Genomic DNA, 24,812 nt, shown 5'->3' with positions numbered 1-24,812 from the left:
TTCCTTGGGTAGGGTTAAAGGGAGCTGACCAGATGGCCGCCATCGACGGCGAGCACGGCACCGGTCATGAAGGCGGAAGCGTCCGAAGCTAGCAGCAGCAGCGGGCCATCCAGGTGTTCCGGTTGGCCGAGACGGCGTTGCGGTACCCGGCGGAGCAAGGCTTGTCCCGCTTCGCTGGCGAAAAATTCACGATTCAGGTCGGTTTCGATATAGCCGGGGGCCAGCGCATTGACGCGGATTCCATAACGCGCCCACTCCAGGGCCAGGGCACTGGTCAGATGGATCAGGCCGGCTTTGGCAGCAGCGTAGGCCGGTACCTGCTGCGCCACGCGCAGGCCCAGAATGGAGGCAATGTTGATGATGCTGCCCCCCTGGTGGCCGCGCATATGGCGGCCGGCACATTGCGCCACTCGCCACGCGCCATTGAGATTGACGTCTATCACTCCAGTCCAGTCGGCCTCGTCCTGGCCGAGCGCCGGCTTGGTCACCGCGATACCGGCATTGTTGACGACGATCCGGATTGGCCCGAGTTGCGCAGCGGCGTGCGCAATGGCCTGCTCAACACTGTCTGGATTCGTGACATCCATCGGCACGGCACATGCTTCGGCGCCCGCTGTGCGCAATTCGTCGGCGAATTGTTCACCCTCGGCAATACGCCGGCCGGCGAGCGCCACACGTGCGCCGGCCCGGGCCAGAATGGCGGCAAAATGGCGGCCTAGGCCACCGAAGGCGCCCGTGACCAGGGCGGTCTGGCCTTGCAAGGCCGCGGTATTGAAAATCGTCATGGTGGTAGTTCCTTGTTTGGCTGCGAGATGGAAGTCAGTGCCTTGAATTGACGGCTCGCACCAGCGAGGTCGAGGCGCTCTGTTGCAGCGATGTCCATAGCGCTTCGTCATCCCACTCCAGAGCCGCCGTCAAGGCTTCCGGGCCGGGGCCGTCAACCTGCATGAGCCAGCCGTATAAGTGTATTCCTTGCAAGTAGAGAACTTGGTGGGGCCGGACAAGCGCGGCTACCACCGGTGCAGCCGTACGTTCCTCGATTCCCCGCGCGTTTTCCGCGCAGTCGGCCAGCAGCATGCAGACAGGTTTGTTGAAATAATCAGCGATGCGCGTTCGTGCGCGCTCCAGTGCGGCGAAATATCCGGTTTCCAGCGTCTCTTCCGGCAAATGGACCTTGACGACGAGGAGGCGCTCGCTCAGTTCGACGATCAGCAAGCCTTCCTCCAGCCAATCCTGCTGGACGAAGGCGCCTTTCTTGCGGAACAGTTCGGCGATCGCCAGCCGCACGCCGCTGCCTTCGCCACCGACAAGCTGCTTCTGGAACTCCAGTTGCTCGATGGATTTTTGGGTCGTATTGAGTTCTTCCTGCAGTGTGCCGATTTTCCGCAGCAGATTGTTTTGTCGGCCGATCAGGTCTTGCTCGGCAACGGTGCGATAGCTTTCCATCCAGGCCGCGTTATGGATGCCGGTAACGCAGCCAAGGCGCTCGGTGCAGTGACGCAAGGCCTCGACGAAGCGCTTCGAGTGCACGGCATCGGCGATGGCATTGTCCGTCAGGGCCGGCAACAGCAGGACACGGCCCGGTGGCAGGCTGACATAAGCAGCCAGCGGCAAGCCGGCATCATCCTGCAGTATGGCGATGCCGGGAAAGTCGGTCAGGATCGCCTGCGGTTGCAATGCGTCGCCGACATGCTCAAAGAAGGTCAGGAACGGATCGCCGGCACGGCAATGCGGCGTGCCCGGCTCGGCGTGCGCAATAGAAGCCCGCGAAGGCAACAGGGCCGTCAGGGGTTCCAGCGGCGCATAGTCGATCACCTCCTGCAAGGTGTGGATGCCGAATGTGCGAGGTGGGGGCAGGATCAGCACCATCGTGCCACCCCGTTGCAAAAATCTGCGGAACTGCTGACGCCAGTGACGCGACACGGCAAACACTTCTTCCGATGCACGCGCCGAGAGTACATCGGGGGAGCGGCGCTCCAGCCGGCTCTCGAATTCCGGGAAGGTGCCGGCGGGATTCCATATGACAGTGTCGAACTCATCTAGCGCTTGTGGCTGCATGAACGCAAGATGATCCAGTCGGGTGCCGCCGCTGGCGGCGAGCTGTAAGTCGATAGCGGCGATTTTCATGATCAAAAAGAAGTTGACGGGCGGAAGTAATATAGCATAATGTATAGACTAATAGATGTTTAGATTACTGGACAACTTGACTACCTATGACTAAACAATCCGAACTTCAGGTCGTGGCTGCTCCCTTACTGGATCGGCAGTCGCCTTTGCCGCTCTATGAGCAGATCAAGCGGCGGGTGCTGACGATGATCCTGAGCTGGCAGCAGGAGGACGAGCGTTTTCATACTGACCTGGAGTTGAGCGAACAGTTCGGTGTCAGCCGGATGACCGTGCGGCAGGCCGTGCAGGAGTTGGTGGAAGAGGGTTTCCTGCGGCGCGTACGTGGCCTTGGAACTTTCGTCTGCGCACCGAAGATCGACGAACAGTTCACGCCTTCTATGGATTTTCTCGATCAATGGGCGATGAAGGGACGGCCCCTCAGCCTGCGGGTCCTGCATTGCGCCCTGGAGCGCCCCAGTACGCACATCGCTCGTCTTCTGGATCTGCCGGCGGACAGTCAAATCTGGAACATACATCGTCTGCGCACCGTGCAGCACGTACCGATCTCGATCGATTACCGCTATATCGATGCCGCCCGCATTCCCGACCTGAATTCAAAACAGGTGGCATCAGGTTCCTTGCTCGACCTGATTCGCAAGCAAGTCGATATCGCCTATGGCGAACTGAAGGTCGAGGCAGCGGCGGTGCGCGAAGAACATGCCGACTACCTTGGATTGTTGTCAGGAGACCCGATTCTCACGCGCGATCTCGTCTACTACGACAGTGCCGACCGCCCTGTGATGGCGGGGGTATCGCACTACCGGGCCGACCAAGTGCGTTATTCGGTGCGCGTGCCGCTGCAAGGCAGTAAGAAGGCAATGAGCGGTGTTACTGATGCGCTTGAAGTGCGCATGGGGCCAGCCAGCAAAAAAGCGGGCGGCAAGAAAAATTGAATTGAAGTGCCGAAGTATTGCGTCCAGTTAAACAAAAGGTGAAGGAGACACACCATGCTGCAACTGAAGAGCTTCATTCGTACCATGACCAAATCCCTTGCGGCTGCCGCTCTAGTGGGCGCCGCCGGCGTTTCGGTCGCCTACGCCCAAAATGCGCTGAAGATAGGCTCGATCCTGTCGGTAACCGGACCGGCCGCATTTCTAGGCGAAGACATGAAGGCAGGGATGGAAATGGCTGTTGAGGACATCAACTCGGCGGGCGGCATCCGCGGTAAAAAGCTGGAATGGGTGTTCTATGACGCGGAGAGCCAGACATCTAAGGCAATCAACGCCACCCGCCGCCTGATGTCGCAGGACAAGGTCGACATCATCGTCGGCGGCGGCAACATGAGCGGGATTGCGCTCGCCATGATCCCCATGACGGAGAAGGCTGGCATGCCCTTCATCTCTACCGAAGGTAGCATGCAGATCGTCTCACCGGTGGCCGAGCGCAAATATTCGTTCAAGAGCACGGTCGATGACGACCAGGTGCTCGATCGCGTACTCGACTATTTCGTCAAGAAAGGCATCAAGAAGGCCGCCCTGCTGGCCGACAGCAGCGGCTTCGGCCAGAGCGCGGTCGAGCAGATGAAGCGTCTGGCGTCGGCACGCGGCATTGAAATGCTGTACGAGTCATTCAATCCTTCCGATACCGACCTCACGCCGCAGCTGGCAAAGATCAAGGGCAGCGCGGTTCAAGCCATCATCTGCTGGACCGTCACCCCAGCCGGAGCAGTGTTCATCAAGCAGGCGCAACAGCTCGGCCTCGACAAGCTGACGCTGGTGCACAGCTATGGTTTTGTCGATCAACGCTACATGCGCCTGGCCGGCGATTCGGTCAAGGACCTGCTGCTGGTCAGTGTCAAGTTTCCAGTTGGCGACGATCTGCCCGACAACGACGGTGTGAAAAAAAATATCCAGGACTTGACCAAGCGCTTTGAAGCCAAGTACAAGCGCAAGCCCAATCAGTTCGTGGCGCAGACCTACGACGCCGTGATGCTGGCAAAGACGGCGCTCGAGCAGGGCGGTGCGGACAGGGAAAAAGTGCGGGCGGCGCTGGAGTCGATCCAGAACTACAAGGGTGTAGGCGGCATCTTCAATTTCTCATCTGCTCGGCACTCTGGATTGCTGAAGGACGACATCGTGATGTTGTCCTACAAAGACGGCGCATTCCGGCTCGCCGACTATAAATGATTTCAACTTTTAGCTAACCTAAATTCTGGAGCATGGCTATGACAGCAGCAGTGGCTGAACAGCACACCATCCTCGACGAGGCCAACGACATCTTTCCGCTCGACCTGGATACGCGGATTCCCAAGATTCGCGAACTCTTCCATCTGGCGACACAAAAGCAATGGGATCCGCGTACCGACATTGACTGGAGCGCCTTCGATCCATCACTCTATACCGAAGAGCAGCGCTTCGCGGCCCGCCAGTACTGGAGCCGTCGCGCGTGGAGCGAGTACGGCGCAATCTCCGAAAGCCCGGCGCTGCAAATTCGGTTTTGCCACGACAAATGCGCACCTGACCTGCGCCTGTTCTTTACCATCCGATCGCAGGAGGAAAGCCGGCATTCCGAGGTGTGCTACCGGATGGCCGAACTGCTCGGCGGATACGTCGAGCAACCGATGCACGCAGGGTTCCAAGGCTCTGTTGCAACGCATGGTGTGCGCAAGATGGCGCTCGACCCCAATGTTTCGGTCGAGGCGATTCTGGCGGCGCTGGTGTGCGCAGCAGAAGAAATCGCGTTCGATGTCTTCCGTCATTTGGTGGACATCACCCGCGATCCCGTGGCGAAGCAGATCTGTTCGCTGATCATGCGTGACGAGGTGCGCCATTGCGCGTTCGGTTGGCGCTATCTCGACCACCGTATCCCGCAGATGACCGCCGACGAAATCAAGGTCGTCGAAAATGCCGTCATCACGATGATCGAAAAAGTCGAATTGAACGGCTACCACAGTCCGTGGCTGGCTCCGGACAATCCGGCTTCACGCAGCGAAATGGAGGTCGACCGGATTACCTGGGAGGCGGGGCTAGGCGCCACCGTGGAAGAACTGGAAAAACCTATTTTCGTTGACACGGTGCAGCGGATTCGTCGTCAGATGCAAAGCTGGGGCGTCAACCTACCGACTTTTACACACCCCAAGATCGGTGAATTTTGAGCAGGAGACCATGATGATGCAGACCCAATCCACCAAAATTCTGGTTGAAAGCCGCTTTCCGCTGGAATTGAAGCGTTCGATCGTTTCGATCCGTGACCTATATGAGACCGGCAAGCAGCAACGCTGGGATCCGGAAACGGATGTCGCCTGGGGGGAATTCGCGCCCCAGAATTATGAGGCTGCCGCCCTCGATGCCGGCCGTCTTGTCTGGAGTCGCCGTGCCTGGCTCGAGTACGCTGGCCTTGCGGAAACACCAGCTATCCTGATCCGTCTCTGCCTGGAAGCCGGACGGGAATCCGATCCGAAATATTTTCTGACGATACGTAATACCGAGGAGGCCTGGCAGATCGAAAGCGCCCATCGCTTCGCGCAATTGCTGGGTGGGTATATCGATCGGCCGTCTTCGGCGCAGCAAAAGGCGCTGTTCAACCAGTATCGCCATCGTCAGGCGCTGGATGCGGAGCAGCGTGCCGATGCATTCTTCACCACCCATTCGGCAGTGGAGGATGGATTGGAGCTGGAACTCCATCGTGCCTATCTGGCCAACGCCACCGATCCGGTCGCGCACCAACTGCTGGAAAAAAGTGTCCAGGCGAAAGAGCGTCATGTCACTTTCGGCTGGCTGTACGTCGCCGAACGTGCCGCCAATTGGTCGGATGCAGACCGCGCAGCGATTAGCGCGCATGCCCACAGATATCTGCAAGAGATCGAACTATCGGGTTACCACTGCCCATGGTTGGCAGCGCCCGACGGCGAAGAGGCGATCGCTGCCGAGACGGCCGCTAAAGCCGGCCTTGGTGCGGCGACTCGTGCCACCGAGCAGGGTATTTTCGTCGAATATGTCGCCAGTGTCCGCAAGCGTCTGGGTGAATTCGGGGTGGTGCTGCCGTCACTCACTCATTCTGCCCTTGGTCAGCTGTAACTCGAAAACGGACCTGGAATTTCTCTATGGATCTTTCAACGCAAGTCATCCAGTCTCTGATCGCGGGCCTGACCACGGGCAGCATCTATGCCATTGTCGCGGTAGGTTTCAATGTCATCTTCAAAAGCACGGATGCGATCAATTTCGCCCAGGGCGAATGGGTCATGATGGGAGGCATGGTGGCCGCCACCACGTATGCCGCATGGCATCTCCCATTGTGGGTGGCTTGTGTCGTCGGTGTGCTGGTGGTGGGAATCGTCGGTGCGCTATCGCAGCGGCTTACCATCCAACCCCTGGCGAACCCCTCTCCGGTGCTGGTGACGATGGTCAGCATCGGATTGGCGATTTGTACGAAAAGCCTGGTCATGCTGGTATTGGGCAAGACGCCGATGGGCTATCCGGCTTTCTCCGGCGATGTGCCGGTGATGGTTGCAGGCGCAAGCATCCAGCCACAGAGCTTCTGGGTGCTCGGTGTGGCGGGCGTTTTCATGCTGCTGACTGACTGGTTTTTCAAGCACACCCTGTTGGGCAAGACCCTGCGCGCGACGGCCGCCGATCGCGATGCGGCGGCGCTGGTCGGAATCAGCGTCAAGCGCTCAGCCACCTGGGCATTTCTGCTGGCGGCGTTGGCGGGCGGCTTGGCGGGGGTGATCATCACGCCGCTTACCTTCACTTCTTACGACCACGGCACGATGCTGGGATTCAAGGGATTCAGCGCGGCGATGCTGGGTGGTTTGGGCAGCCTGCACGGTGCTTTTCTCGGCGGACTTCTGCTGGGGGTGGTCGAAGCGCTGACTGGCACGCTGATTTCGTCCCATTTCAAGGATGCCGTGTCGTTCATCCTGCTACTGCTGGTGTTATTCCTGCGGCCGCACGGCATGCTGGGCAAGGCCGAAATTAACAAGGTCTGAGCGCATTGCAATCTCCTATCGAATCGCTTCAATTTTCGCGAAAATGGATGACAACATGAATACGATACCTCCAAGTGCGGCCCCGCCGGCTGCCGGCGCAGTTCCCGTGGTCGGGCAACCCGGTCAGGTTCGTCCGCTGCTGATCCTGTTCGGCCTGTGGACAGTCATGCTGGCCTTTCCATGGGTTGCGGCCAGCACCTATATGGTTGGCCTGGGGGTGATGTTTTTCATCAACCTGCTCCTGATCGCCAGCTTGAACCTGATCATGGGTTACTGCGGGCAGATATCGCTGTGCCATAGCGGATTTTTCGGACTGGGCGCCTATGTCAGCGGTGTGCTTTCCGCCAAATACGGAATTTCAGCGCTCATCGGTATTCCCTGCGCCATGGCGCTTACTGCATTGGCGGCGCTCCTGGTCGGTCTGCCGGCATTGCGTCTGCGCGGGCATTACCTGGCCATGGCGACCCTCGGTTTCAATGCAATTCTGTCAGTACTGTTTGTGGAACTGGTCGACTTCACCGGTGGCCCGAACGGCCTGACCGGTGTCGAACCGATCAGTGTCGGTGGCTTCGCCCTGGATAGCGATATGCGGTTTTTCTACCTCGCATGGGCGATCGGCCTGATCGTAATGTGGGGCATTCTCAATCTGACCCGATCGCGCATCGGCCGTGCCATGAACAGTCTTGCCGGCAGCGAGATCGGCGCGGCCAGCCTGGGGGTCAATACGCAATGGCTGAAGACCGCGATTTTCGTGATTTCGGCCACATTGGCGGCGCTTGCGGGCGCGCTGTATGTCCACTTTACCCAGTTTGCATCGCCGGAAACTTTTAGCTTTTTCGCTTCCGTGCTGATGGTGGTGATGGTAGCGGTCGGCGGCTGGGGCAAGTACTGGGGACCGCTGTTCGGAGCGCTGATCTTTACGGTCGTGCCGGAGATGTTGCAGGCATTTCACGATCTCGAACTGTTTTCGTTTGGGCTGGGCATGATCGTAGTGCTGATTTTCTTCCCCAGCGGGATTGCCGGCTTTCTTGAACGCTTCGGCCGTCGCAAGGCAGCGGCCGGAATAGACGCCGTCACGGCGCGGAGGGCGACCAATGGATAACTCCGGATTCTTGTCCGTGGCCGACGTCGGCATTCGCTTCGGCGGACTGGCGGCCTTGTCCGAGCTGTCATTCGATATGAGGCAGGGCCAGGTCAAAGGCTTGATCGGTCCAAATGGCGCCGGCAAGAGCACGCTTTTCAATATCATCGCCGGCGTACTCCGACCATCGAGCGGCAGCGTTGCTTTCCGCGGCCAGCGGATCGAAGGCCTTCCCTCGCATATGCGGATTGGCCTTGGCATTGCGCGCACTTTCCAGAACCTACAGATATTCAAGGATATTACGGTGCTCGAAAACGTGATGGTCGGATGCCATTCGCGTTTCCATGCCGGCATCCTGGCTTCGGTATTGCGTACGCCGCGCCAACGGCGGGAAGAAGACCGGATTTACAGCATTGCCATGGAAAAGCTGGCGCTGCTTGGTCTCGCGCACAAGGCATTTGCAAAAGCCTCCGATCTCAGTTTCGGCGAATCCAAGATTCTCGAAGTCGCCCGTGCACTGGCCGCCGAGCCGGCCCTGCTTCTACTTGACGAGCCGGTGGCCGGAGTGCCACATGCCGAGGTGGAGCGGGTGGTCGAGGTCATCCGGGAAATCAACCGCAACGGTGTCAGCGTGCTGCTAGTGGAGCACAACATGAGCTTCGTCATGAAGCTCTGCGACGACATCGTCGTGCTGAATTATGGCCGCAAGATCGCCGAAGGAAGCGCCACCAGCGTGCGCGCCGACCCCCAGGTGCTGCAGGCTTATCTGGGAGAGGATATCGAGCATGCTTGAGATCAGCGGCTTACACGCGGCCTACGGCGCGGGCGACGTTTTGCGTGACGTCAGCATGCGGATTCCTGCCAATCAGATCGGCTGTCTGCTGGGCGCCAATGGTGCTGGCAAGAGCACGACAATGCGCAGTTTGAGCGGATTGCTGCGGCCTCTGCGCGGCAGCATACGCTTCGAGGGCGAGGCGCTCGAAACGCTGTCAACCGAACAGATCGTTGCGCGCGGCATCGTACTAGTGCCCGAAGGGCGGCGTGTTTTTGCCGCGTTGAGCGTACGTGAAAATCTCGAAATGGGCGGTTACACCTTCCTGCGGGCGCGCCGTACGACCGAATTCAAGCGCAATCTGGATCGCGTACTGGATTTGTTTCCGCGCCTGGCCGAGCGTTCCCAGCAGGCGGCCGGCACGCTCTCGGGTGGCGAGCAGCAAATGGTGGCGATTGGCCGCGCGCTCATGAGCGGGCCGCGCCTGTTGATGCTTGATGAGCCGTCCATGGGACTCGCGCCGCTGGTGGTGAAAGACATTTTCGCTTCCATCCGGCGCCTGAAGGAGGAGGGCCTGACGCTACTGATCGCCGAGCAGAATGCCAACCTGACACTGCAGAGTTCCGATTACGGCTATGTGCTGCAGGAGGGCGGGGTCGCGTTTTCCGGTTCCTCGGAGCAATTGCGCAACGAACCACGCGTACAAGCGGCCTATCTGGGCCTCTGAGCGCAATTATGAAGCCACACATGTCACATTCGCCGTCCGCCATCGACTCCGCTCTCGAAGGGAGCTATAACCTGCGAGTCCGCCATCCCGAGCGGACCATGATCTACCACGACTTTGCCGAACGCAGTGCGGTGACGCGCCAATGCCCCACAGCATTGCTGGATATGGCTTACGGCCCTGCGCCCACCAGTCGGGTCGATATCTTTCTGCCGCACGGCACCGAACCGGCTCCCTTGTTGATATTCATCCATGGCGGTTATTGGCGGGCGCTCGACAAGCGCGATTTTTCATTCGTGGCGGATGCCTACCTTGCGGCCGGCGTCGCGGTGGCAATGCCGAACTATGCTCTGGCGCCGCAGGTGACTGTCAGTGAAATCGTCGCCGAGGTGTGTTCCGGCGTCGCCTGGCTGATCGGTACGGAAGGCGCCCGGATCGGCTATGACGCCAATCGCGTCGTGGTGGCCGGCCATTCCGCCGGTGGCCATATGGCAGCAAGCGCGGTGCGCCGCGACCGCGTCCCGAGTCTCGAAGGGAAACTGCGGGGATGCGTGTGCCTCAGCGGCCTGTTCGATCTCGAACCGTTGCTGCATACCTCGGTAAACCGCGATCTGCATATGAGCTCCGCCGAGGCGCGCGCATTAAGCGTATATGACGCGGACCTGATCGATGCGCCCTTGCTGCTGGCGGCCGGCGCGCTGGAAACCAGCGGCTTTCAGGACCAGAGCCTGAGCTTTGCACTGCATTGCCGGACGGGCGGCAGGGCTGCCGAGGCCATGCTGGTGGCAGGACGCAACCATTTCGACCTGGTCGATGAATTCGCCGATTCTGGCAGCACCCTGTTTCATAAAACACTCGGCCTGCTTTGCAATCAGGGCGAGTCCACGCTTTTGATCACGGAAACTAAGGAAAACTGACATGATTCAACAACTTAACCCAGACCAGATCGCCGTGCCGGTAGGGCCATACAGCCAGGGTGTACTGGTCTCCGGTACCGGCAAATGGCTGTATATCGCCGGCCAGGTCGGCATGCGCAAGGATGGCAGCTTGGGGCAGGGAATGGCCGAGCAGGCGGATCTCGCCTGGTCGAACCTGAGGGAAGTGTTGCGCGCGGCCGATCTGGACATTGCAGACCTCGTAAAGGTCGTCACCTATGTCACCGACGAGACCCAACTTGCCGCGCTGGCTCCGGTGCGCCTCAAGTATCTTGGCGAAACCCGTCCGGCATCGACCCTGGTAGCAGTCAAGGCGCTGGCCCGGCCTGAATGGCTGTTCGAGGTGGAGGCGGTAGCATACAGGTCAATATAGAGCTTCCCTGCGGCTTGGGCGTGTACCTGTGAGCTCGCCGAGCGGTACGCGCCTAGCGCAGAATAGTTGGCACCTCAAAGGCGGAATGATGTTGCCGTTCAGGCTGCTTCCTTAGGTTCGTGCTTAGGGATATGGCGGCCCCGTTCAGCGGGCGCCTGCCGGTGCAAGCTTCCAGCGCATCTGGTGTTCGAACCGGCGGCTCTCAGGTTCCCATTTACTCCGATTCGCCGGTTTCAGCGAGTTGGCCGCGGAGTCAATTTCCAACGCATTTCCAAGTAATTTCCGAATGAATTTTCTCACTGTGTGGCATCCCGCGGTATTGCGCAAATGCTGGCCGGGGATGGCGATCGCGGCCGTGATTGCGCTGGCGGCGACCTTCGTCTCCGACAGCTATGGCGGTCCGCAATTCCTGTACGCGCTGTTCTTCGGCCTGGCTTTCCATTTCCTGGCGGGCGATCCGGTATGCCAGCCCGGCATCGAGTTTTGCAGCCGCACCATCCTGCGCACCGGCGTCGCACTGCTGGGAGCGCGCATCACCGTCGGCCAGATCGCCTCGCTCGGGATGGCGCCGATCGTGATGGTGGTATGCGGCGTAGCGGCGACGATGCTGTTCGGCTGGTGGCTGGCGCGCCGGCTCGGGCGGCCGAATGCCGAAGGACTGCTATCGGGCGGCGCGGTGGCGATCTGCGGCGCCTCGGCGGCGCTGGCGATCGCCGCGGTGCTGCCGCAGAACAAGGAAAACGAAAAATTCACGCTGCTGGCGGTGGTCGGCGTCACCACGCTCTCGACGCTGGCGATGGTGGTCTATCCGCTGATCGTCGCGTTGTTCGGCATGACGCCGGATGCCGCCGGCATCTTCATTGGCGGCTCGATTCATGACGTGGCGCAGGTGGTGGGCGCCGGCTACCTGATTTCCAACCATACCGGCGATGTCGCCACTTTCGTCAAGCTGACCCGGGTTGCTTGTCTGGTGCCGGTGGTGCTGTGCCTGTCGGTCGTCTTCAAGAGCCGGGTCGGCAAGACCGAGGTGCAAACGCAGCCGATGGTGCCGGTGTTTCTGATCGGCTTCGTCTGGTTCGTGCTGGCCAACAGCCTGGGCCTGATTCCCGCCGCGGCGGCGGACTGGATCAACCATGCCTCGCGCGCCTGCCTGGTGATGGCGATCGCCGCGCTCGGCGTCAAGACCTCGTTCCAGGCGCTGGCTTCGCTCGGCTGGCGGCCGGTGGCGATGCTGCTGGCGGAAACGGTGTGGCTGGCCGGCTTCGTGCTGATCGCGCTGACGGTGATCGGCTAAGCACGGCGCTTCTCAGCGAATCTGCGCACGATTTTTCCAATCATATTTTCGGGACAGATGGCTCGTTGCACTAAACATTTGAAACCTCGGGTATCTATTCGGCGCCCTAAATGGCTTTCGCGAAAGTAGTTGTAAATAAATGCAAAGCAGTGCAGCGGACATCCTCGCATCAAGCAAACCGTCCCGGCGCCCAGGCGTATCAGGCGCTGAGCGACAGTACCTGCTCGCTCAAGTAGGTAGGGCCACTATTGTGGCGGCAACTGTCAAGACCGACACCGCCGAAGCGCGGTGCCGGTCTTGCCGTCCTGAATTGCATTGGCCGAGGACTGCTCCGGCCGGGCTGGCGGGCTGACCGGGACGAAAGTATGGGCAAACGCAAACAAACGCTCTACTGACTTGAATGTAATTGCAACGTCGGTTATCATCGCCGATTCCGTGTTTTCGGATTATTTCATCTACTGGTTGGGGATGGCGCAATGTCAATTTACGCCCTCTTCCGATTGGGGATCGTCTCAGAATCTCTGAACACCGCCCAAGGGGAAGATTTTTCTGGCTCGCCGCGCGCGGGCCGGCACGCACCATACCCGGTGCGTCGCGAGTACCCGGTCCGGCTCCTGCGGGAGCCGGGTCCAGGCCACGCCGCCGCCGTGCGGTGCATCCGGCTGTGGGCGAACCGTCTGTTCCATCACGCCCAGCGCCGCCTGCCAGGCGCGGCGAGCAACGATTCCCGTCCCGCTCGAACACCGATCTGACGGCAAGCGCTGCGCTTGCCGCCGGCAAACCTCCCGATCCGCTTGACGACCGGGCGGCGGCGGCGCATGCCTGCTCCACTTTCTTGCCTGGCGGATCGTCCAGGACCTTAAGCCCGATCAACCCGCGACACCAAGATTTTTGCTATCGATGATTCAAACGCCCTATTACCTGATCGACAAGATGCTGTTGCGGCGCAAGCTGGAAACGGTGCAGTACGTGCGCCGACACTCGGGCGCCCGGGTGCTGCTGGCGCTGAAGTGCTTTGCCGCCTGGTCGGTGTTCGACCTGATGCGCGAGTATATGGACGGCACCACCTCGTCGTCGCTCCATGAGGTGAAACTGGGTTACCGCAAGTTTGGCGGCGAGACCCACGCCTACAGCGTCGCCTTCGCCGACCACGAGATCGAGGAAGTGCTGGATCACTCGGACAAGATCATCTTCAATTCGATCGGGCAGTTCGAGCGCTTTGCCGCCGATGCCGAGCGCCGGCGCCGTCCAATCGGCCTGCGCCTGAATCCGCGCATCAGCGCCTCCCATTATGACCTGGCCGATCCGGCGCGCCCCTTCAGCCGCCTCGGCGAGTGGGATGTGATGCGCATTGAGGCGGTGGTCGATCGCCTGGCCGGCTTCATGATTCACAACAACTGCGAGAACCGCGATTTCGAGCGCTTCTCGGAGATGCTGGCGCAGATCGAGCGGCGCTTCGGCCACCTGCTGTACAAGGTCGATTGGGTCAGCCTGGGCGGCGGCATCCACTTCACGGCCGACGGCTATCCGCTGGACGATTTCTGCCGGCGGCTTCGCGATTTTGCCGACACCTATGGCGTCCAGGTTTACCTGGAGCCGGGCGAGGCCGTGATCGGCGACACCACCACGCTGGAGGTCTCGGTGCTCGACATCCTGGACAACGGTAAGGCGCTGGCGGTGATCGACAGCTCGACCGAGGCGCACATGCTGGACCTGCTGATCTATCGGCTCGAAGCCAAGGCGGTGCCGGACCGGGGCCCGTACCGCTACATGATCTGCGGCAAGTCCTGCCTGGCCGGCGACGTGTTCGGCGAGTCCAGTTTCCCCGAGCCGTTGAAGGTCGGGGACCGCATTTCGATTCGGGACGCCGGTGGCTACACGATGGTTAAAAAGAACTGGTTCAACGGCGTGCACATGCCTTCGATTGCGATCCGCGAGCTGGATGGCACGGTGCGCGTCGTGCGTGAATTCTCGTTCCAGGACTACGTGGACAGCTTGTCCTGAGCGTAGGTTGATTCATTTTGATTGGAGACCCAGGGATATGAAACGTAATGTCCTCATCATCGGCGCCGGCGGGGTGGCCCACGTCGTGGCCCACAAGTGCGCCCAGAACAACATCCTGCTGGGCGATATCCACATCGCCTCGCGCACGCTGTCCAAGTGCCGGGCCATCATCGATTCGATCCGCGCCAAGGGCGGCCTGCAAGGTCCCGGCAAGCTGGCGGCGCATGCGCTCGACGCCATGGATATCGAAGCCACCAAGGCGCTGATCCGCGACACGCGCAGCCAGATCGTCATCAACGTCGGCTCGGCCTTCCTGAACATGTCGGTACTGCAGGCATGTGTCGAAAGCGGCGCGGCCTACCTGGACACCGCGATCCACGAGGACCCGGATAAGGTGTGCGAGGCCCCTCCGTGGTATGCCAACCATGAATGGAAGCGCCGCGAAGCCTGCGAGGCGGCCGGCGTCACCGCCGTGCTCGGCGTCGGCTTCGATCCCGGCGTGGTCAACGCCTACGCCCGTTACGCGGTCGAGACCTGGTTCGACCGGGTCGATTCGATCGACATCATCGACGTCAACGCCGGCAGCCACGGCCGCTACTTTGCGACCAACTTCGATCCCGAGATCAACTTCCGCGAATTCACCTCGACCGTCTGGTCCTGGCAGCAGGGGCAGTGGCAGGCCAACCAGATGTTCGAGCACTGCCAGGAGTGGGAGCTGCCGACCGTCGGCCGCTCGACCACCTACCTGACCGGGCACGACGAACTGCACTCGCTGTCGCGGCACCTGGACGTTCCCAATATCCGTTTCTGGATGGGGTTTGGCGACCACTACATCAACGTCTTTCGCGTGCTGAAGAACCTGGGGCTGCTGTCGGAAAAGCCGGTGCGTACCGCCGAGGGCCTGGAGGTGGTGCCGCTGAAGGTACTCAAGGCGGTGCTACCCGATCCTGCTTCGCTGGCGCCGGACTATAGCGGCCAGACCTGCATTGGCAATCTGGTGCGCGGCGTCCAGGACGGCCATCCGCGCGAGGTATTCATCTACAACGTCTGCGATCACCAGGCTTCGTTCCAGGAAGTAGGCAGCCAGGCGATTTCGTATACCGCCGGCGTGCCGGCGGTGGCCGCCGCGATGCTGATCGCCGACGGCCAGTGGGATATCGGCTGCATGGCGAATGTCGAGCAGCTCGACCCGCGACCCTTCCTGACGCTGCTCGAGCGTCTGGGGCTGCCGACCCGGGTCAAGGACGAGCAGGGCGACCGCGCGCTCGAGGTTACCGCAGGAAACCGCGCCGTTGCATCTGGCGCCTGGCCGCGCAAGCAGCTCGGCCAGGTCCCGATGCCGCGCCGCGCCGAACTGCCGCAGCCGGCCGGGCAGCACAGCGCTTTCCCGCAATGACGGTCCGCTGAGGTTTCCCTTGTGGGTTCCGGGCGGAGCGGCGCTTGCCGGCAGCGGTCGGCCGATTGCCCTTGCCGCCGTGAAGTGATGCTGGACATCATTGCCAAGACGATGGGAATCCATCCTGGCAAGCCATACCGATGAGGCGCGCCGGAAGCGCATCTGGCGCTTCATATACTCCAATACTGCTATCTGTTTTTCGTAGATATTTATTGTAGTTTTATCGCATACTCTATGAATATCGGGGGCGGTTTCTGCCTCGCTGCATTCGTTCCGGCTGCATCCGGCCGGGGCGGAGGTCGAATGGAATTTTTAGCCGAGGGATGGGAAGGCGTGAGCGCTGAACCGGTGCGGCAACCGGCTTTTCCCGGTGAGCCCGATGCCAGGAACAAAAAAAGCCCGCGCGAGGCGGGCTTGATCAAGGAGGGAGCGCTTCCTAGTAATCCAGGTAATCGGTGACCGCGGCCCATCGGCCGTTCTGGATCTGGCCGACGCGCGACTTGGCATTGCCGAGGTGACTGGTCTTGCTGAACTTGTATTCCGGGCTACCAAACATGTCGCGGCTGAAGCTGATGGTTTCCAGCGAATTGGCCAAGCTGTCCACGGTTGGATTGGCGCCGGCCTTGTCCAGTGCCTGCGCGAACATGCTCATCATCGAGTAGCCGTAGGCGGAAAATTCGCTCGGGTCTTCGTTGAAGCGGGCCTTGTACTTGGTGCCCCAGTCGCGCACATTCTTCGACGGATCATCCATGTACGGCACCGCGACCTGGAAGGTCGAGTAGAAGCCGTCCATCGCCTTGCCGCCCAGCTTGTGGATCAGCTCGGTGTAGGAGGCGGAGGTGCCGATGAAGTTCGGGTTCCAGCCGTTCTTGCGGGCTTCGCCGATGGTGCCGATGGTTTCGCGGATGACGGTGCCCATCACCACGGTGTCGCAGCCGGAATTCTTCATCTTCGCCACTTGCGACGAAAAATCGGTGGCGCCGCGCTTGTAGCTGGTTTTTTCGGTGAAGGTGAGGCCGATGTCCTTCAGTCCGATCTCGGCGCCGCGCAGGATTTCCATGCCGAAATCGTCATCCTGGTAAATGATGCAGAATTTCTTCGCGCCGCGTTCCTTTTGCATGAATTTGACGCCGCTTCTGGCCTGGTCGTAGTACGGCGCGGCAAAGGCGAATTTAAGCTTGCTGAGCGGTTCATAGACTTCGCGCGCGGCGGTCAATGGAAACAGGTTGGGTACGTTTTTATCAGCCAGCGTCGGCAAGGTCGCCATCACGACGCCGGTGCCGATGGTGCCGATCATCGCGAAGATCTTGTCGCGCTGCACCAGCTTCTGCGCCGCCAGCAAGCCTTTTTTCGGATCGTAGCCGCTGTCCTCCACCAACAGCTTGATCTTGCGTCCCTGCACTCCGCCCGCCTCGTTGATTTCCTCGACCCGCATGATCAGGCCGTTCCTGGCCTGCTTGCCGAAGCCGGCGATCGGTCCCGACAAATCCTGGATCGAGCCGAGCACGATTTCATTCTTGCTGACGCCCTGGGTCTGGGCTTGCGCCAAGCCGGCGCAAGCCAGCAAGCCCAGCAGTACGGCGGGGGCGAAGATACGGCGTGTCAACGTTTTCATATTGCCTCCTTTGGAATACGCGTGGTGGTGATGATGTGCGCTGTTATCGGTTTGCCAATCCGTAATATAGTGGAAACGAAGCGGCATTCCCTTGAATCAATATAAAAAGAAATCATTTCTTCGTCGGCCGGCGCAGCTTCATGCTTCCCGGTACATGGATGCGATCAAATCGCTGTACTTCTGGTGGACGAATTTGCGCTTGAGTTTCATTGTCGGCGTCAGCTCGTCGTCTTCCGCGGTCAACTTCTGCTCGATCAGGCGGAATTTCTTTACCTGCTCGACGCGCGCGAATTTTTGATTGACCCGTTGCAGTTCGGCCTCGATCAGCGCCTGCACCTGCGGCGCGCGGCACAGGCTGGCGTAGTTGGAAAACGGGATGTCGTGATCCTGTGCGTATTTCTCGACGTTGTCCTGGTCGATCATGATCAGGCACACCAGGTACGGGCGGGCGTCGCCGACCACCACCGCATCGGTGATATAGGGCGAGAACTTCAGTTCGTTTTCCAGTTCCGACGGCGTGATGTTCTTGCCGCCGGCGGTGATGATGATGTCCTTCATGCGATCGGTGATCTTGAAGTAGCCGTCGGCATCGACCCAGCCGACGTCGCCGGTGTGCAGCCAGCCGTCGGCGTCGATGGTCTCGGCGGTCTTTTCCGGCTGGTTGATGTAGCCCATGAAGACGTTGTCGCCGCGCACCAGCAGCTCGCCGGTTTGTTCGTCCACCCGCACTTCGTTGAACGGTGCCGCCGGCCCGATCATGCCGGGCTTGATGAGGGACGGCCGGTTGGCGGTGCCGCCGCCGGACGATTCGGTCATGCCCCACACTTCCAGCATCGGCACGCCCAGCGCCAGGTACCAGCGGATCAGGTCGGGCGAGATCGGCGCCGCGCCGGTGGCCACGTAGCGGCAGCGGTGGATGCCGATCGATTTGCGCACATTGTTCAGCACCAGTACCCGCGCCAGCCAGAACAGGGCTGCCAGCGGCATCGGGGGGGCTTGGCCTTGTTCCAGGTGGGCGGCGGCCTTGCGGCCGATGGCGAGCGCCGTCCTGTACGCGAACTGTTCCAGGCGGGTTCCTTCGGAGACGGCGATGGTGACGCCGGAATAGAATTTTTCCCAGATGCGCGGTACCGCCAGAAACACGGTCGGCGCGATTTCGCGCACGTTTTCCGGAATCGTCTCCGGGTTTTCGACGAAGTTCAAGCGCGAGCCGGTGTACAGCGAGAAGTACGCGCCCGCCAGGCGCTCGGCGACGTGGCACAGTGGCAGAAAGCACATGCGCTCATCGTCTTCATGTTGCGCCAGCACGGTGTTGAAGCCGTGCAGCGCGGCGATGATGTTGCGGTGCGATAGCATCGCGCCTTTCGGCTTGCCGGTGGTGCCCGAGGTGTAGATCAGGATCGCCAGATCCTGCGGCGAGCGGCTGTCGATGCGCTGTTCCCATTCGGCTGCGTGCTGCGGACTGGCCGCTTCGCGCGCGCGCCCGAGGGCGCGCAACTGGTCCAGGCTCATGACCTGGCTGTCGTCAAGATCGCGCAAGCCTTCCATGTCGAACACGATGATCTTACGCAGCAGCGGCAGCCGCGTGCGCACTTCCAGCACCTTGTCGAGTTGTTCCTCGTCTTCGACGAAGATATAGACCGAGCCCGAGTCCTGCATCAGGTATTCGACCTGCGCAGCGGCGTCGGTCGGATAGATGCCGTTCGAGACGCCGCCGGCGCACAAGGCGCCCAGATCGGCGAACAGCCATTCCTTGACGGTATTGGCCAGAATCGAAACGCATTCGCCCGGCTCGAAACCACAGGCGATCAAACCCTGGCCCACTTCGCGCACGATGGTCGCCATTTGCGCATAGCTGACGCTTTGCCAGATGCCGAATTCCTTTTGCCGCAGGCAGATCCGCTCGCCGCGCTGCTGAGCGGCGTTCCAGAACATGCGGGCGATGGTGTCGCCCGGGATGACGATGTCGTTGCGCGAGGCAGGGTGCTGGCTTGGTGTCATGGCATCCAGAAGTAATCGATCAGGCGCGGCTGCGCGCCGCTACTTTCCACAAGTGGTTCAACGCCAGTTCTTCTTGCGCTTCCAGCGCCGGTGGCCGCGCACACCGGAGTCTTTCAGGCCGAGATAGAACTCCTTGATGTCGTCCTTTTCGCGCAGCGCGGCGCAGGTATCCTCCATTACGATGCGGCCGACTTCCAGCACATAGCCGTAGTCGGCATAATTCAATGCCACCAGCGCGTTCTGCTCGACTAGGAGGATGGTGGTGCCGCGCTCGCGATTGATGCGGCGAATGATTTCGAAAATCTCTCCGGTCAGCTTCGGCGACAGGCCCAGGCTTGGCTCGTCCAGCAGCATCAGCTTCGGCTGCGCCATCAGGCCGCGCGCGATGGCCAGCATTTGCTGCTGGCCGCCGGACAAGAGACCGGCTTCCTGTTTCGCGCGCTCCTTCAGGATCGGGAAAAAGGCGTAGGCGGCTTCGATGTCGCGCGCCACGCCATCCTTGTCGCTACGGGTGAAGCCGCCCATCAGCAGGTTGTCGTACACCGACAACAGCGGAAACACTTCGCGTCCTTCCGGCACGTGGACGATGCCGCGCCGCACGATCTGCGCCGGGTCCTTTTTCTGGATCGCATCGCCCTGGAACAGGATCGAGCCCTTTTGCGGGTCGATGATGCCGGAAATGGTTTTCAGGATGGTCGACTTGCCGGCCCCGTTGGAACCCAGCACGGTGGCGATGCTCCCCTCCTTGACTTGCAGGCTGACGCCGCGGATCGCCTTCACCGGGCCGTAGCTGCTTTCGACGTTGTTCAGTTGCAGGATGGCGTCGCTCATGCGCTCACCCCGCCCAGGTAGGCTTCGATCACGGCCGGGTCGGCCTGCACCTCGGCGGCGCTGCCGGTGGCCAGCACTTCACCGTAGTTGAGCGCCAGCACGCGGTCGGAGACGCGCCCGACCAGCGTCATGTCGTGCTCGACCATGACGATGGTCACGCCCAGGTTGCGGATGTCTTCGATCCAGAACGCCATGTCGTCGGTTTCCTCGGTGTTCAGGCCGGATGAAGGCTCGTCCAGCAGCAGCAGTTGCGGCTGCATGCACAGCGCGCGCGCCAGTTCCACCACCTTGCGCGCGCCATACGGCAGGCCGGCCACCAGGCTGTCGCGGTAGTGCTGCAAATCGAGCAGGTCGATCACCTTTTCGATCTCGTCGCGAAACGCCAGCTCGGCACGGCGCGTGGCCGGGGTGAACAGCAACTCCTGCCACAGCTTGGTGCTGCGCCGCGTGTGACGGCCGATCAACAGGTTCTGCAGCACGGTGGCGTGCTCGAACAGTTCGATATTCTGGAAGGTGCGGGCGATACCCTTGGCCGCGATCCGGTCCGGCGGCAAATGCGAAATGGTCTCGCCGCGAAAGCGGATGCTGCCGCTGCTGGGCCGGTACAGGCCGCTGATCAGGTTGAAGGTGGTGGTCTTGCCGGCGCCGTTCGGCCCGATCAGCGTGAAGATCTCGCCTTCGCGCACCTCGAAGCTGACCTGGTTGACGGCAGTCAGGCCGCCGAAGCGCACGGTCAGGCGCTCTGCCTGCAGCATGGGCGCGCTCATTTCAGGCGCTCCGATTTCATGTAGGTTTTCTGCCGCTTGAACATGCCGCGCCGATAGAACGGGAACAGTTCGAAATAGGTGCGGATCTTGAGCCACCTGCCATACAGGCCGAGCGGCTCGAACAGCACGAAGGCGACCAGGATCAATCCAAAGATGGTGGGTTGTAAACCGGTTTGCTGTGCAATCCCCTCCGGCAGGTAATCCTTGGCCAGCACGATCAACTGCTGCGCCACGACCCAGAAGGCGGCGCCGAAAAACGCCCCGTGCAGGAAGCCGATGCCGCCGATCACGATCATCATCAGCAGCTCGATCGACTGCACGAAGGTGAACTGGTCGGGTGAAATGAAACTGATCTTGTGCGCGTACAGGGCGCCGCCGATTCCGGCCAGCGCCGCGGAAAGCGCAAAGGCGATGGTCTTGTAGCGCGCCAGGTTGATGCCCATGCTCTGCGCCGAAATTTCCGAATCGCGCACCGCGACGAAGGCGCGTCCGGTCGGGCTGCGCAGCAGGTTCAGCGCCAGCAGCGTGACGCCGACCGTGATCGCCAGCGCCAGATAATAAAAGCGTTCCTCGCTGTCGATGGCAAGGCCGAACAGGTCGATCTTACCGACCTGGATGCCGGAGTTGCCGCCGGTGACGCTCTCCCAGCGCGCCAGGATTTCCTCGACGATGAAGCCGAAGGCGAGAGTCGCGATCGCCAGGTACATGCCCTTGGTGCGCAGCGCCGGCAGGCCGACGATCACGCCGGTGGCCGCCGACAGCAGGGCCGCCGCAGCGAGCGATAGCGCGAACGGCCAGCCCCGGCTTTGCAGGTACGCTTCGGTATAGGCGCCGACCGCAAGAAAGGCCGCGTGGCCGATCGAGATTTGCCCGGTGTAGCCGGACAGCAGCATCAGGCCGAGGCCGACGATCGCATAGATCAGCACGAACACCAGTTGCGACAGAAAATATTCCGGCAGGATGAAGGGCGCGGCCAGCAGCAGGACACCCAGCACGCCATACCAGAAGCGCATGCCCGCGTGCTTCAACAGGCGGACATCCTGGTCGTAATCGGTCTTGAACAGAAAACGCATTTGCCCTCGCTTCTCTCTGGTGCAATTACACGCGCTTGCGCAATTTTTCGCCGAACAGGCCATTCGGCCGGATCGCCAGCATCAGCAGTACCACGATGTAGGCCGCGACATCCTTGAAGCCTTCCGGCAGATAGAAGCCGGAGAAGGATTCCACCACGCCGATGGTCAGGCCGCCGACGATGGCGCCGGGAATGCTGCCAAAGCCGCCGACTACGGCGGCCGGAAACGCCTTCATGCCGATGAAGCCCATGTTGGAATGGATGAAGGTAATTGGCGCCAGCAGGATGCCGGCGCAGGTGGCGACGGCGGCGCTGATGCCCCACACCAGCGCGTTCAGGCGGCGCACCGGGATGCCCATGTAAAACGCCGCCAGCTGGTTTTGCGAGGCTGCCTGCATCGCGATGCCGATCCGGGTGAACTTGAAGAACAGGAACAGCAGCGCACACAGCAGGGCGGTGGCGGCGATGATGGCGACGTGCTCCATGCTGACCACCCGCGGTTGCCCGGAACCCGACAAGGCAAAGCGCAAGACCTGATCCTTGTAGGGGACCGGCATGCTATGCGTGTCGGTTCCCCAGCCCGGAATCATGGTGACCGCGCCACGCGCCAGATAGCCGAAGCCGATGGTTACCATCACCACCGTGAACGCGGGCTGCCCCAGCAGCGGGCGCAACAGGCTACGCTCCAGGATGGCGCCGAACAGGAACATGACCCCCATGGCGCCGGCGATCGAGAGCCAGAACGGCAAGCCCAGAATGGTGGTGCCGGTCAGCCCGAGAAAAGCTCCCAGCATCATCAACTCGCCCTGGGCGAAGTTGACGGTTTCGGTGGCCTTGTAGATCAGTACGAAGCCGAGCGCGATCAGGCCGTAGATACAACCTTGCGCGACCCCGCTCAACGCGATCTGCAATGCTTGCATGTCTCCTCCGTGCAGTCGTGCTGCCTGGATGTTTTGCTTTTTTATTGATGGTTTGCTTGCAGCCGGAAGCTATCACAGTCTCCGGGAAGTTGCGAGCCAGTGTAGCAAGTTTGTTTTCGAAGAACAACCAAGCGGTTGCTTTTTATGTGGTATCGGCCTAGGATGGCCAAATGCCGGTGCCTGCCGGAGCCGATTACATGAGCCGTTGCGCATCGTATCTGCCGCGGCCGTTCGAGGAGACGCCATGCAGAAGCAGATTCACCCGGTATCGAAGGTGTCGGCTGGCGGCGGGTCGCCAGCCAGGATATGGCGCCTATCCATCAGCAGCAATGGATTCCGGTGCGGCGGGAGAACGGCATGACGCTGGACTTGCAGATCGCCGACGGCCTGGCGACGATCGTGCTCGGTAATCCGGGCGCCGTCAATGTCATGAGCATGGAGCAGATCACCGCGTTCGGCGAGGCCACCGAGCGGCTGGCCGCCAACCCCGAGGTCAGGGTGGTGCTGTTGCGCGCCGAGGGGCCGATATTCGGCGGCGGCGGCGACATCGCCAGCTTTCGTCCGGGCGCCGCCGATGCCGCTGACCAACTGCGCGAAATCGGGCGCGTGCTGAACCCGGCGATCCTGCGCCTGCGCGCGCTACGGGCAATCGTGGTGGCGGCGGTGCACGGCGCGGTGGCGGGCGGCAGCGTCGGCATGATGAGCGCCGCCGATCTGGTGATCGCCGCCCAGGACACCCAATTCAACCTGGCCTATGCGCGCATCGGCGCCAGTCCGGACGTCGGCAACAGCTGGTTCTTGCCGCGCCTGGTGGGGGCGCGCAAGGCGCTGGAATGGCTGCTGCTGTCGGATAGCTTCGATGCCGACACCGCGCTCGCAGCCGGCCTGGTCAACCAGGTGGTGCCGGCCGCGCAGTTGCGCGCTGCGAGCGAGCAACTGGTGGCGCGCCTGCTGGCCGGTGCCCACGGTTCGCAGGTGCGGATCAAGCGCCTGATCCATCAATCCGAATCGACGCCGCTGGCGCAGCAGTTGTATGACGAAATCGAACATTTCGCGCAAGCGACGCAAACGTCCGATTTTGCCGAAGGCGTCAGCGCCTTCCTGCAAAAGCGCACACCGCATTTCGGGCAAAAATGAACACACCCGGCATCGGTGGGCAGGCGCGGCCGCAAGCGCGGCGCGGTTGCCGTGCCGACGCCAGCGCCGGCCGGCCGCTATAATTGCGTCCCTGAATGAATCCCGCACCCAAAAAAAACACTTCGTCCGCCGTTGCTTCGGTCAAGCGCCGTGCGCGCGCGCAACCATTGGCGACCGCCAGCGACGACGAAGGCAATCGCCGGGCCGACCTGATACGCGGCTCGGCCCGCCTGTTTCGTGAAAAGGGGTTTGACGGCACCACGGTGCGCGACATCGCGAACGCGGTTGGCATGCGTTCCGGCAGCCCTTTCTACCACTTCAAGAGCAAGCAGGAAATCCTGGCGGCGGTGATGGAAGAGGGCCTGGTGGCCGGCCTGGCGGAAACCGAGCGCATCGTGACCAGCGACTTGCCGCCACGGGAAAAATTCCGCACGCTGGTGCGCTCGCACCTGGAAACCGTACTCGGCGAAGGCCAGGATTTCATTCCCGTACTGCTGTACGACTGGCGCGCGCTCAGCCCCGAACTGCAGGCGCGCATCATCGGCTTGAAGGATCACTACGACAAGCGCTGGCAACAGGTGCTCGGCTTGCTGAAGAAGGCCAAGCTGATCAAGAGCGACAGCAAGGTGACGCGCCTGCTGCTGCTGGGCGCGATCCACTACTGCATGCAATGGTACAAGCCGGGCAAGGGCTTGAGCCTGGATCAACTGGCGGATCAGATCGTCGAGTTTTTCCTCGGCGACTAGAGAGCGGCCAGGGGCGGCCGCGGGGGCAACCTGGCCGCCCGGGTTTGCCGG

At 61.3% G+C, this 24,812-nt stretch carries 23 protein-coding genes; 15 read left to right on the top strand and 8 right to left on the bottom strand.

Features of this window, described 5'->3' with window-relative positions:
• Positions 1-14: 14 nt before the first annotated feature.
• Positions 15-785 carry an SDR family NAD(P)-dependent oxidoreductase gene (locus ACK2VC_RS03820; protein WP_486732273.1) on the bottom strand — a complete coding sequence of 257 codons (771 nt, stop codon included), beginning with the start codon at positions 783-785 and terminating at the stop codon, positions 15-17.
• Positions 786-819: 34 nt separating this feature from the next.
• Positions 820-2,127 carry a hypothetical protein gene (locus ACK2VC_RS03815; RefSeq protein WP_486732272.1) on the bottom strand — a complete coding sequence of 436 codons (1,308 nt, stop codon included), beginning with the start codon at positions 2,125-2,127 and terminating at the stop codon, positions 820-822.
• Positions 2,128-2,213: 86 nt separating this feature from the next.
• On the opposite strand from ACK2VC_RS03815, the gene ACK2VC_RS03810 reads away from it, so the two are divergent.
• The 13 genes from ACK2VC_RS03810 to ACK2VC_RS03750 all read left to right on the top strand — a co-directional run bounded on the left by ACK2VC_RS03810 (position 2,214) and on the right by ACK2VC_RS03750 (position 15,672).
• Positions 2,214-3,059: a GntR family transcriptional regulator gene (locus tag ACK2VC_RS03810; RefSeq protein WP_486732271.1), complete on the top strand. Its 846-nt coding sequence runs from the start codon at positions 2,214-2,216 to the stop codon at positions 3,057-3,059.
• Positions 3,060-3,113: 54 nt separating this feature from the next.
• Positions 3,114-4,292 (top strand): ABC transporter substrate-binding protein, encoded by a 1,179-nt coding sequence (locus tag ACK2VC_RS03805; RefSeq protein WP_486732270.1) that lies wholly within the window; start codon positions 3,114-3,116, stop codon positions 4,290-4,292.
• Positions 4,293-4,330: 38 nt separating this feature from the next.
• The gene (locus ACK2VC_RS03800) at positions 4,331-5,260 is read left to right on the top strand and encodes a ferritin-like domain-containing protein (RefSeq protein WP_486732269.1); all 930 of its coding nucleotides are present in this window, start codon (positions 4,331-4,333) and stop codon (positions 5,258-5,260) included.
• 10 nt (positions 5,261-5,270) lie between these two features.
• Positions 5,271-6,182, top strand: a complete 912-nt coding sequence (locus ACK2VC_RS03795) for a hypothetical protein (protein ID WP_486732268.1) — start codon at positions 5,271-5,273, stop codon at positions 6,180-6,182.
• A gap of 26 nt (positions 6,183-6,208) precedes the next feature.
• Positions 6,209-7,093, top strand: coding sequence for a branched-chain amino acid ABC transporter permease (locus tag ACK2VC_RS03790; RefSeq protein WP_486732267.1), 885 nt, complete (start codon positions 6,209-6,211; stop codon positions 7,091-7,093).
• Positions 7,094-7,136: 43 nt separating this feature from the next.
• Positions 7,137-8,195, top strand: a complete 1,059-nt coding sequence (locus ACK2VC_RS03785) for a branched-chain amino acid ABC transporter permease (protein WP_486732266.1) — start codon at positions 7,137-7,139, stop codon at positions 8,193-8,195.
• Entirely contained in the window at positions 8,188-8,967 is a 780-nt protein-coding gene (locus tag ACK2VC_RS03780) for an ABC transporter ATP-binding protein (RefSeq protein WP_486732265.1), read from the top strand. The genes ACK2VC_RS03785 and ACK2VC_RS03780 overlap by 8 nt, the downstream gene beginning before the upstream one ends.
• Complete coding sequence (locus tag ACK2VC_RS03775) at positions 8,960-9,673, top strand: ABC transporter ATP-binding protein (protein WP_486732264.1); 714 nt, start codon at positions 8,960-8,962, stop codon at positions 9,671-9,673. Before ACK2VC_RS03780 ends, ACK2VC_RS03775 begins: the two co-directional genes overlap by 8 nt.
• Positions 9,674-9,693: 20 nt before the next feature.
• On the top strand, positions 9,694-10,587 hold the full coding sequence (locus ACK2VC_RS03770) for an alpha/beta hydrolase (RefSeq protein WP_486732263.1): 894 nt from the start codon (positions 9,694-9,696) through the stop codon (positions 10,585-10,587).
• A gap of 1 nt (position 10,588) precedes the next feature.
• The gene (locus tag ACK2VC_RS03765) at positions 10,589-10,978 is read left to right on the top strand and encodes a RidA family protein (RefSeq protein ID WP_486732262.1); all 390 of its coding nucleotides are present in this window, start codon (positions 10,589-10,591) and stop codon (positions 10,976-10,978) included.
• Between the two features lie 286 nt (positions 10,979-11,264).
• Complete coding sequence (locus ACK2VC_RS03760) at positions 11,265-12,272, top strand: YeiH family protein (RefSeq protein WP_486732261.1); 1,008 nt, start codon at positions 11,265-11,267, stop codon at positions 12,270-12,272.
• A 900-nt stretch (positions 12,273-13,172) separates the two neighbouring features.
• Entirely contained in the window at positions 13,173-14,276 is a 1,104-nt protein-coding gene (locus tag ACK2VC_RS03755) for a carboxynorspermidine decarboxylase (RefSeq protein WP_486732260.1), read from the top strand.
• A 37-nt stretch (positions 14,277-14,313) separates the two neighbouring features.
• The gene (locus tag ACK2VC_RS03750) at positions 14,314-15,672 is read left to right on the top strand and encodes a saccharopine dehydrogenase family protein (RefSeq protein WP_486732259.1); all 1,359 of its coding nucleotides are present in this window, start codon (positions 14,314-14,316) and stop codon (positions 15,670-15,672) included.
• 436 nt (positions 15,673-16,108) lie between these two features.
• Here the strand turns inward: ACK2VC_RS03750 and ACK2VC_RS03745 are convergent, their stop codons facing one another.
• The 6 genes from ACK2VC_RS03745 to ACK2VC_RS03720 form a co-directional block, all read right to left on the bottom strand.
• Positions 16,109-17,287, bottom strand: coding sequence for an ABC transporter substrate-binding protein (locus ACK2VC_RS03745; protein ID WP_486732258.1), 1,179 nt, complete (start codon positions 17,285-17,287; stop codon positions 16,109-16,111).
• Positions 17,288-17,425: 138 nt separating this feature from the next.
• Complete coding sequence (locus ACK2VC_RS03740) at positions 17,426-19,288, bottom strand: AMP-dependent synthetase/ligase (protein ID WP_486732257.1); 1,863 nt, start codon at positions 19,286-19,288, stop codon at positions 17,426-17,428.
• A 57-nt stretch (positions 19,289-19,345) separates the two neighbouring features.
• Positions 19,346-20,119 (bottom strand): ABC transporter ATP-binding protein, encoded by a 774-nt coding sequence (locus tag ACK2VC_RS03735; protein ID WP_486732256.1) that lies wholly within the window; start codon positions 20,117-20,119, stop codon positions 19,346-19,348.
• Positions 20,116-20,886 carry an ABC transporter ATP-binding protein gene (locus ACK2VC_RS03730; RefSeq protein ID WP_486732255.1) on the bottom strand — a complete coding sequence of 257 codons (771 nt, stop codon included), beginning with the start codon at positions 20,884-20,886 and terminating at the stop codon, positions 20,116-20,118. The genes ACK2VC_RS03735 and ACK2VC_RS03730 overlap by 4 nt, the downstream gene beginning before the upstream one ends.
• Positions 20,883-21,959, bottom strand: a complete 1,077-nt coding sequence (locus ACK2VC_RS03725) for a branched-chain amino acid ABC transporter permease (RefSeq protein ID WP_486732254.1) — start codon at positions 21,957-21,959, stop codon at positions 20,883-20,885. The genes ACK2VC_RS03730 and ACK2VC_RS03725 overlap by 4 nt, the downstream gene beginning before the upstream one ends.
• A 25-nt stretch (positions 21,960-21,984) precedes the next feature.
• Positions 21,985-22,878, bottom strand: coding sequence for a branched-chain amino acid ABC transporter permease (locus ACK2VC_RS03720; protein ID WP_486732253.1), 894 nt, complete (start codon positions 22,876-22,878; stop codon positions 21,985-21,987).
• 306 nt (positions 22,879-23,184) lie between these two features.
• Between ACK2VC_RS03720 and ACK2VC_RS03715 the strand changes: the two genes are divergently transcribed.
• Both ACK2VC_RS03715 and ACK2VC_RS03710 read left to right on the top strand, forming a co-directional pair.
• Complete coding sequence (locus ACK2VC_RS03715) at positions 23,185-24,015, top strand: enoyl-CoA hydratase-related protein (RefSeq protein WP_486732252.1); 831 nt, start codon at positions 23,185-23,187, stop codon at positions 24,013-24,015.
• Positions 24,016-24,110: 95 nt separating this feature from the next.
• Entirely contained in the window at positions 24,111-24,761 is a 651-nt protein-coding gene (locus tag ACK2VC_RS03710) for a TetR/AcrR family transcriptional regulator (RefSeq protein WP_486732251.1), read from the top strand.
• The last annotated feature ends 51 nt before the right edge of the window (positions 24,762-24,812 follow it).

The sequence above is a fragment of the Herbaspirillum sp. WTB6 genome, assembly GCF_057457785.1.
Note: the sequence above shows the minus strand (reverse complement) of the source record. Positions and strands in the feature narration are given on the sequence as shown.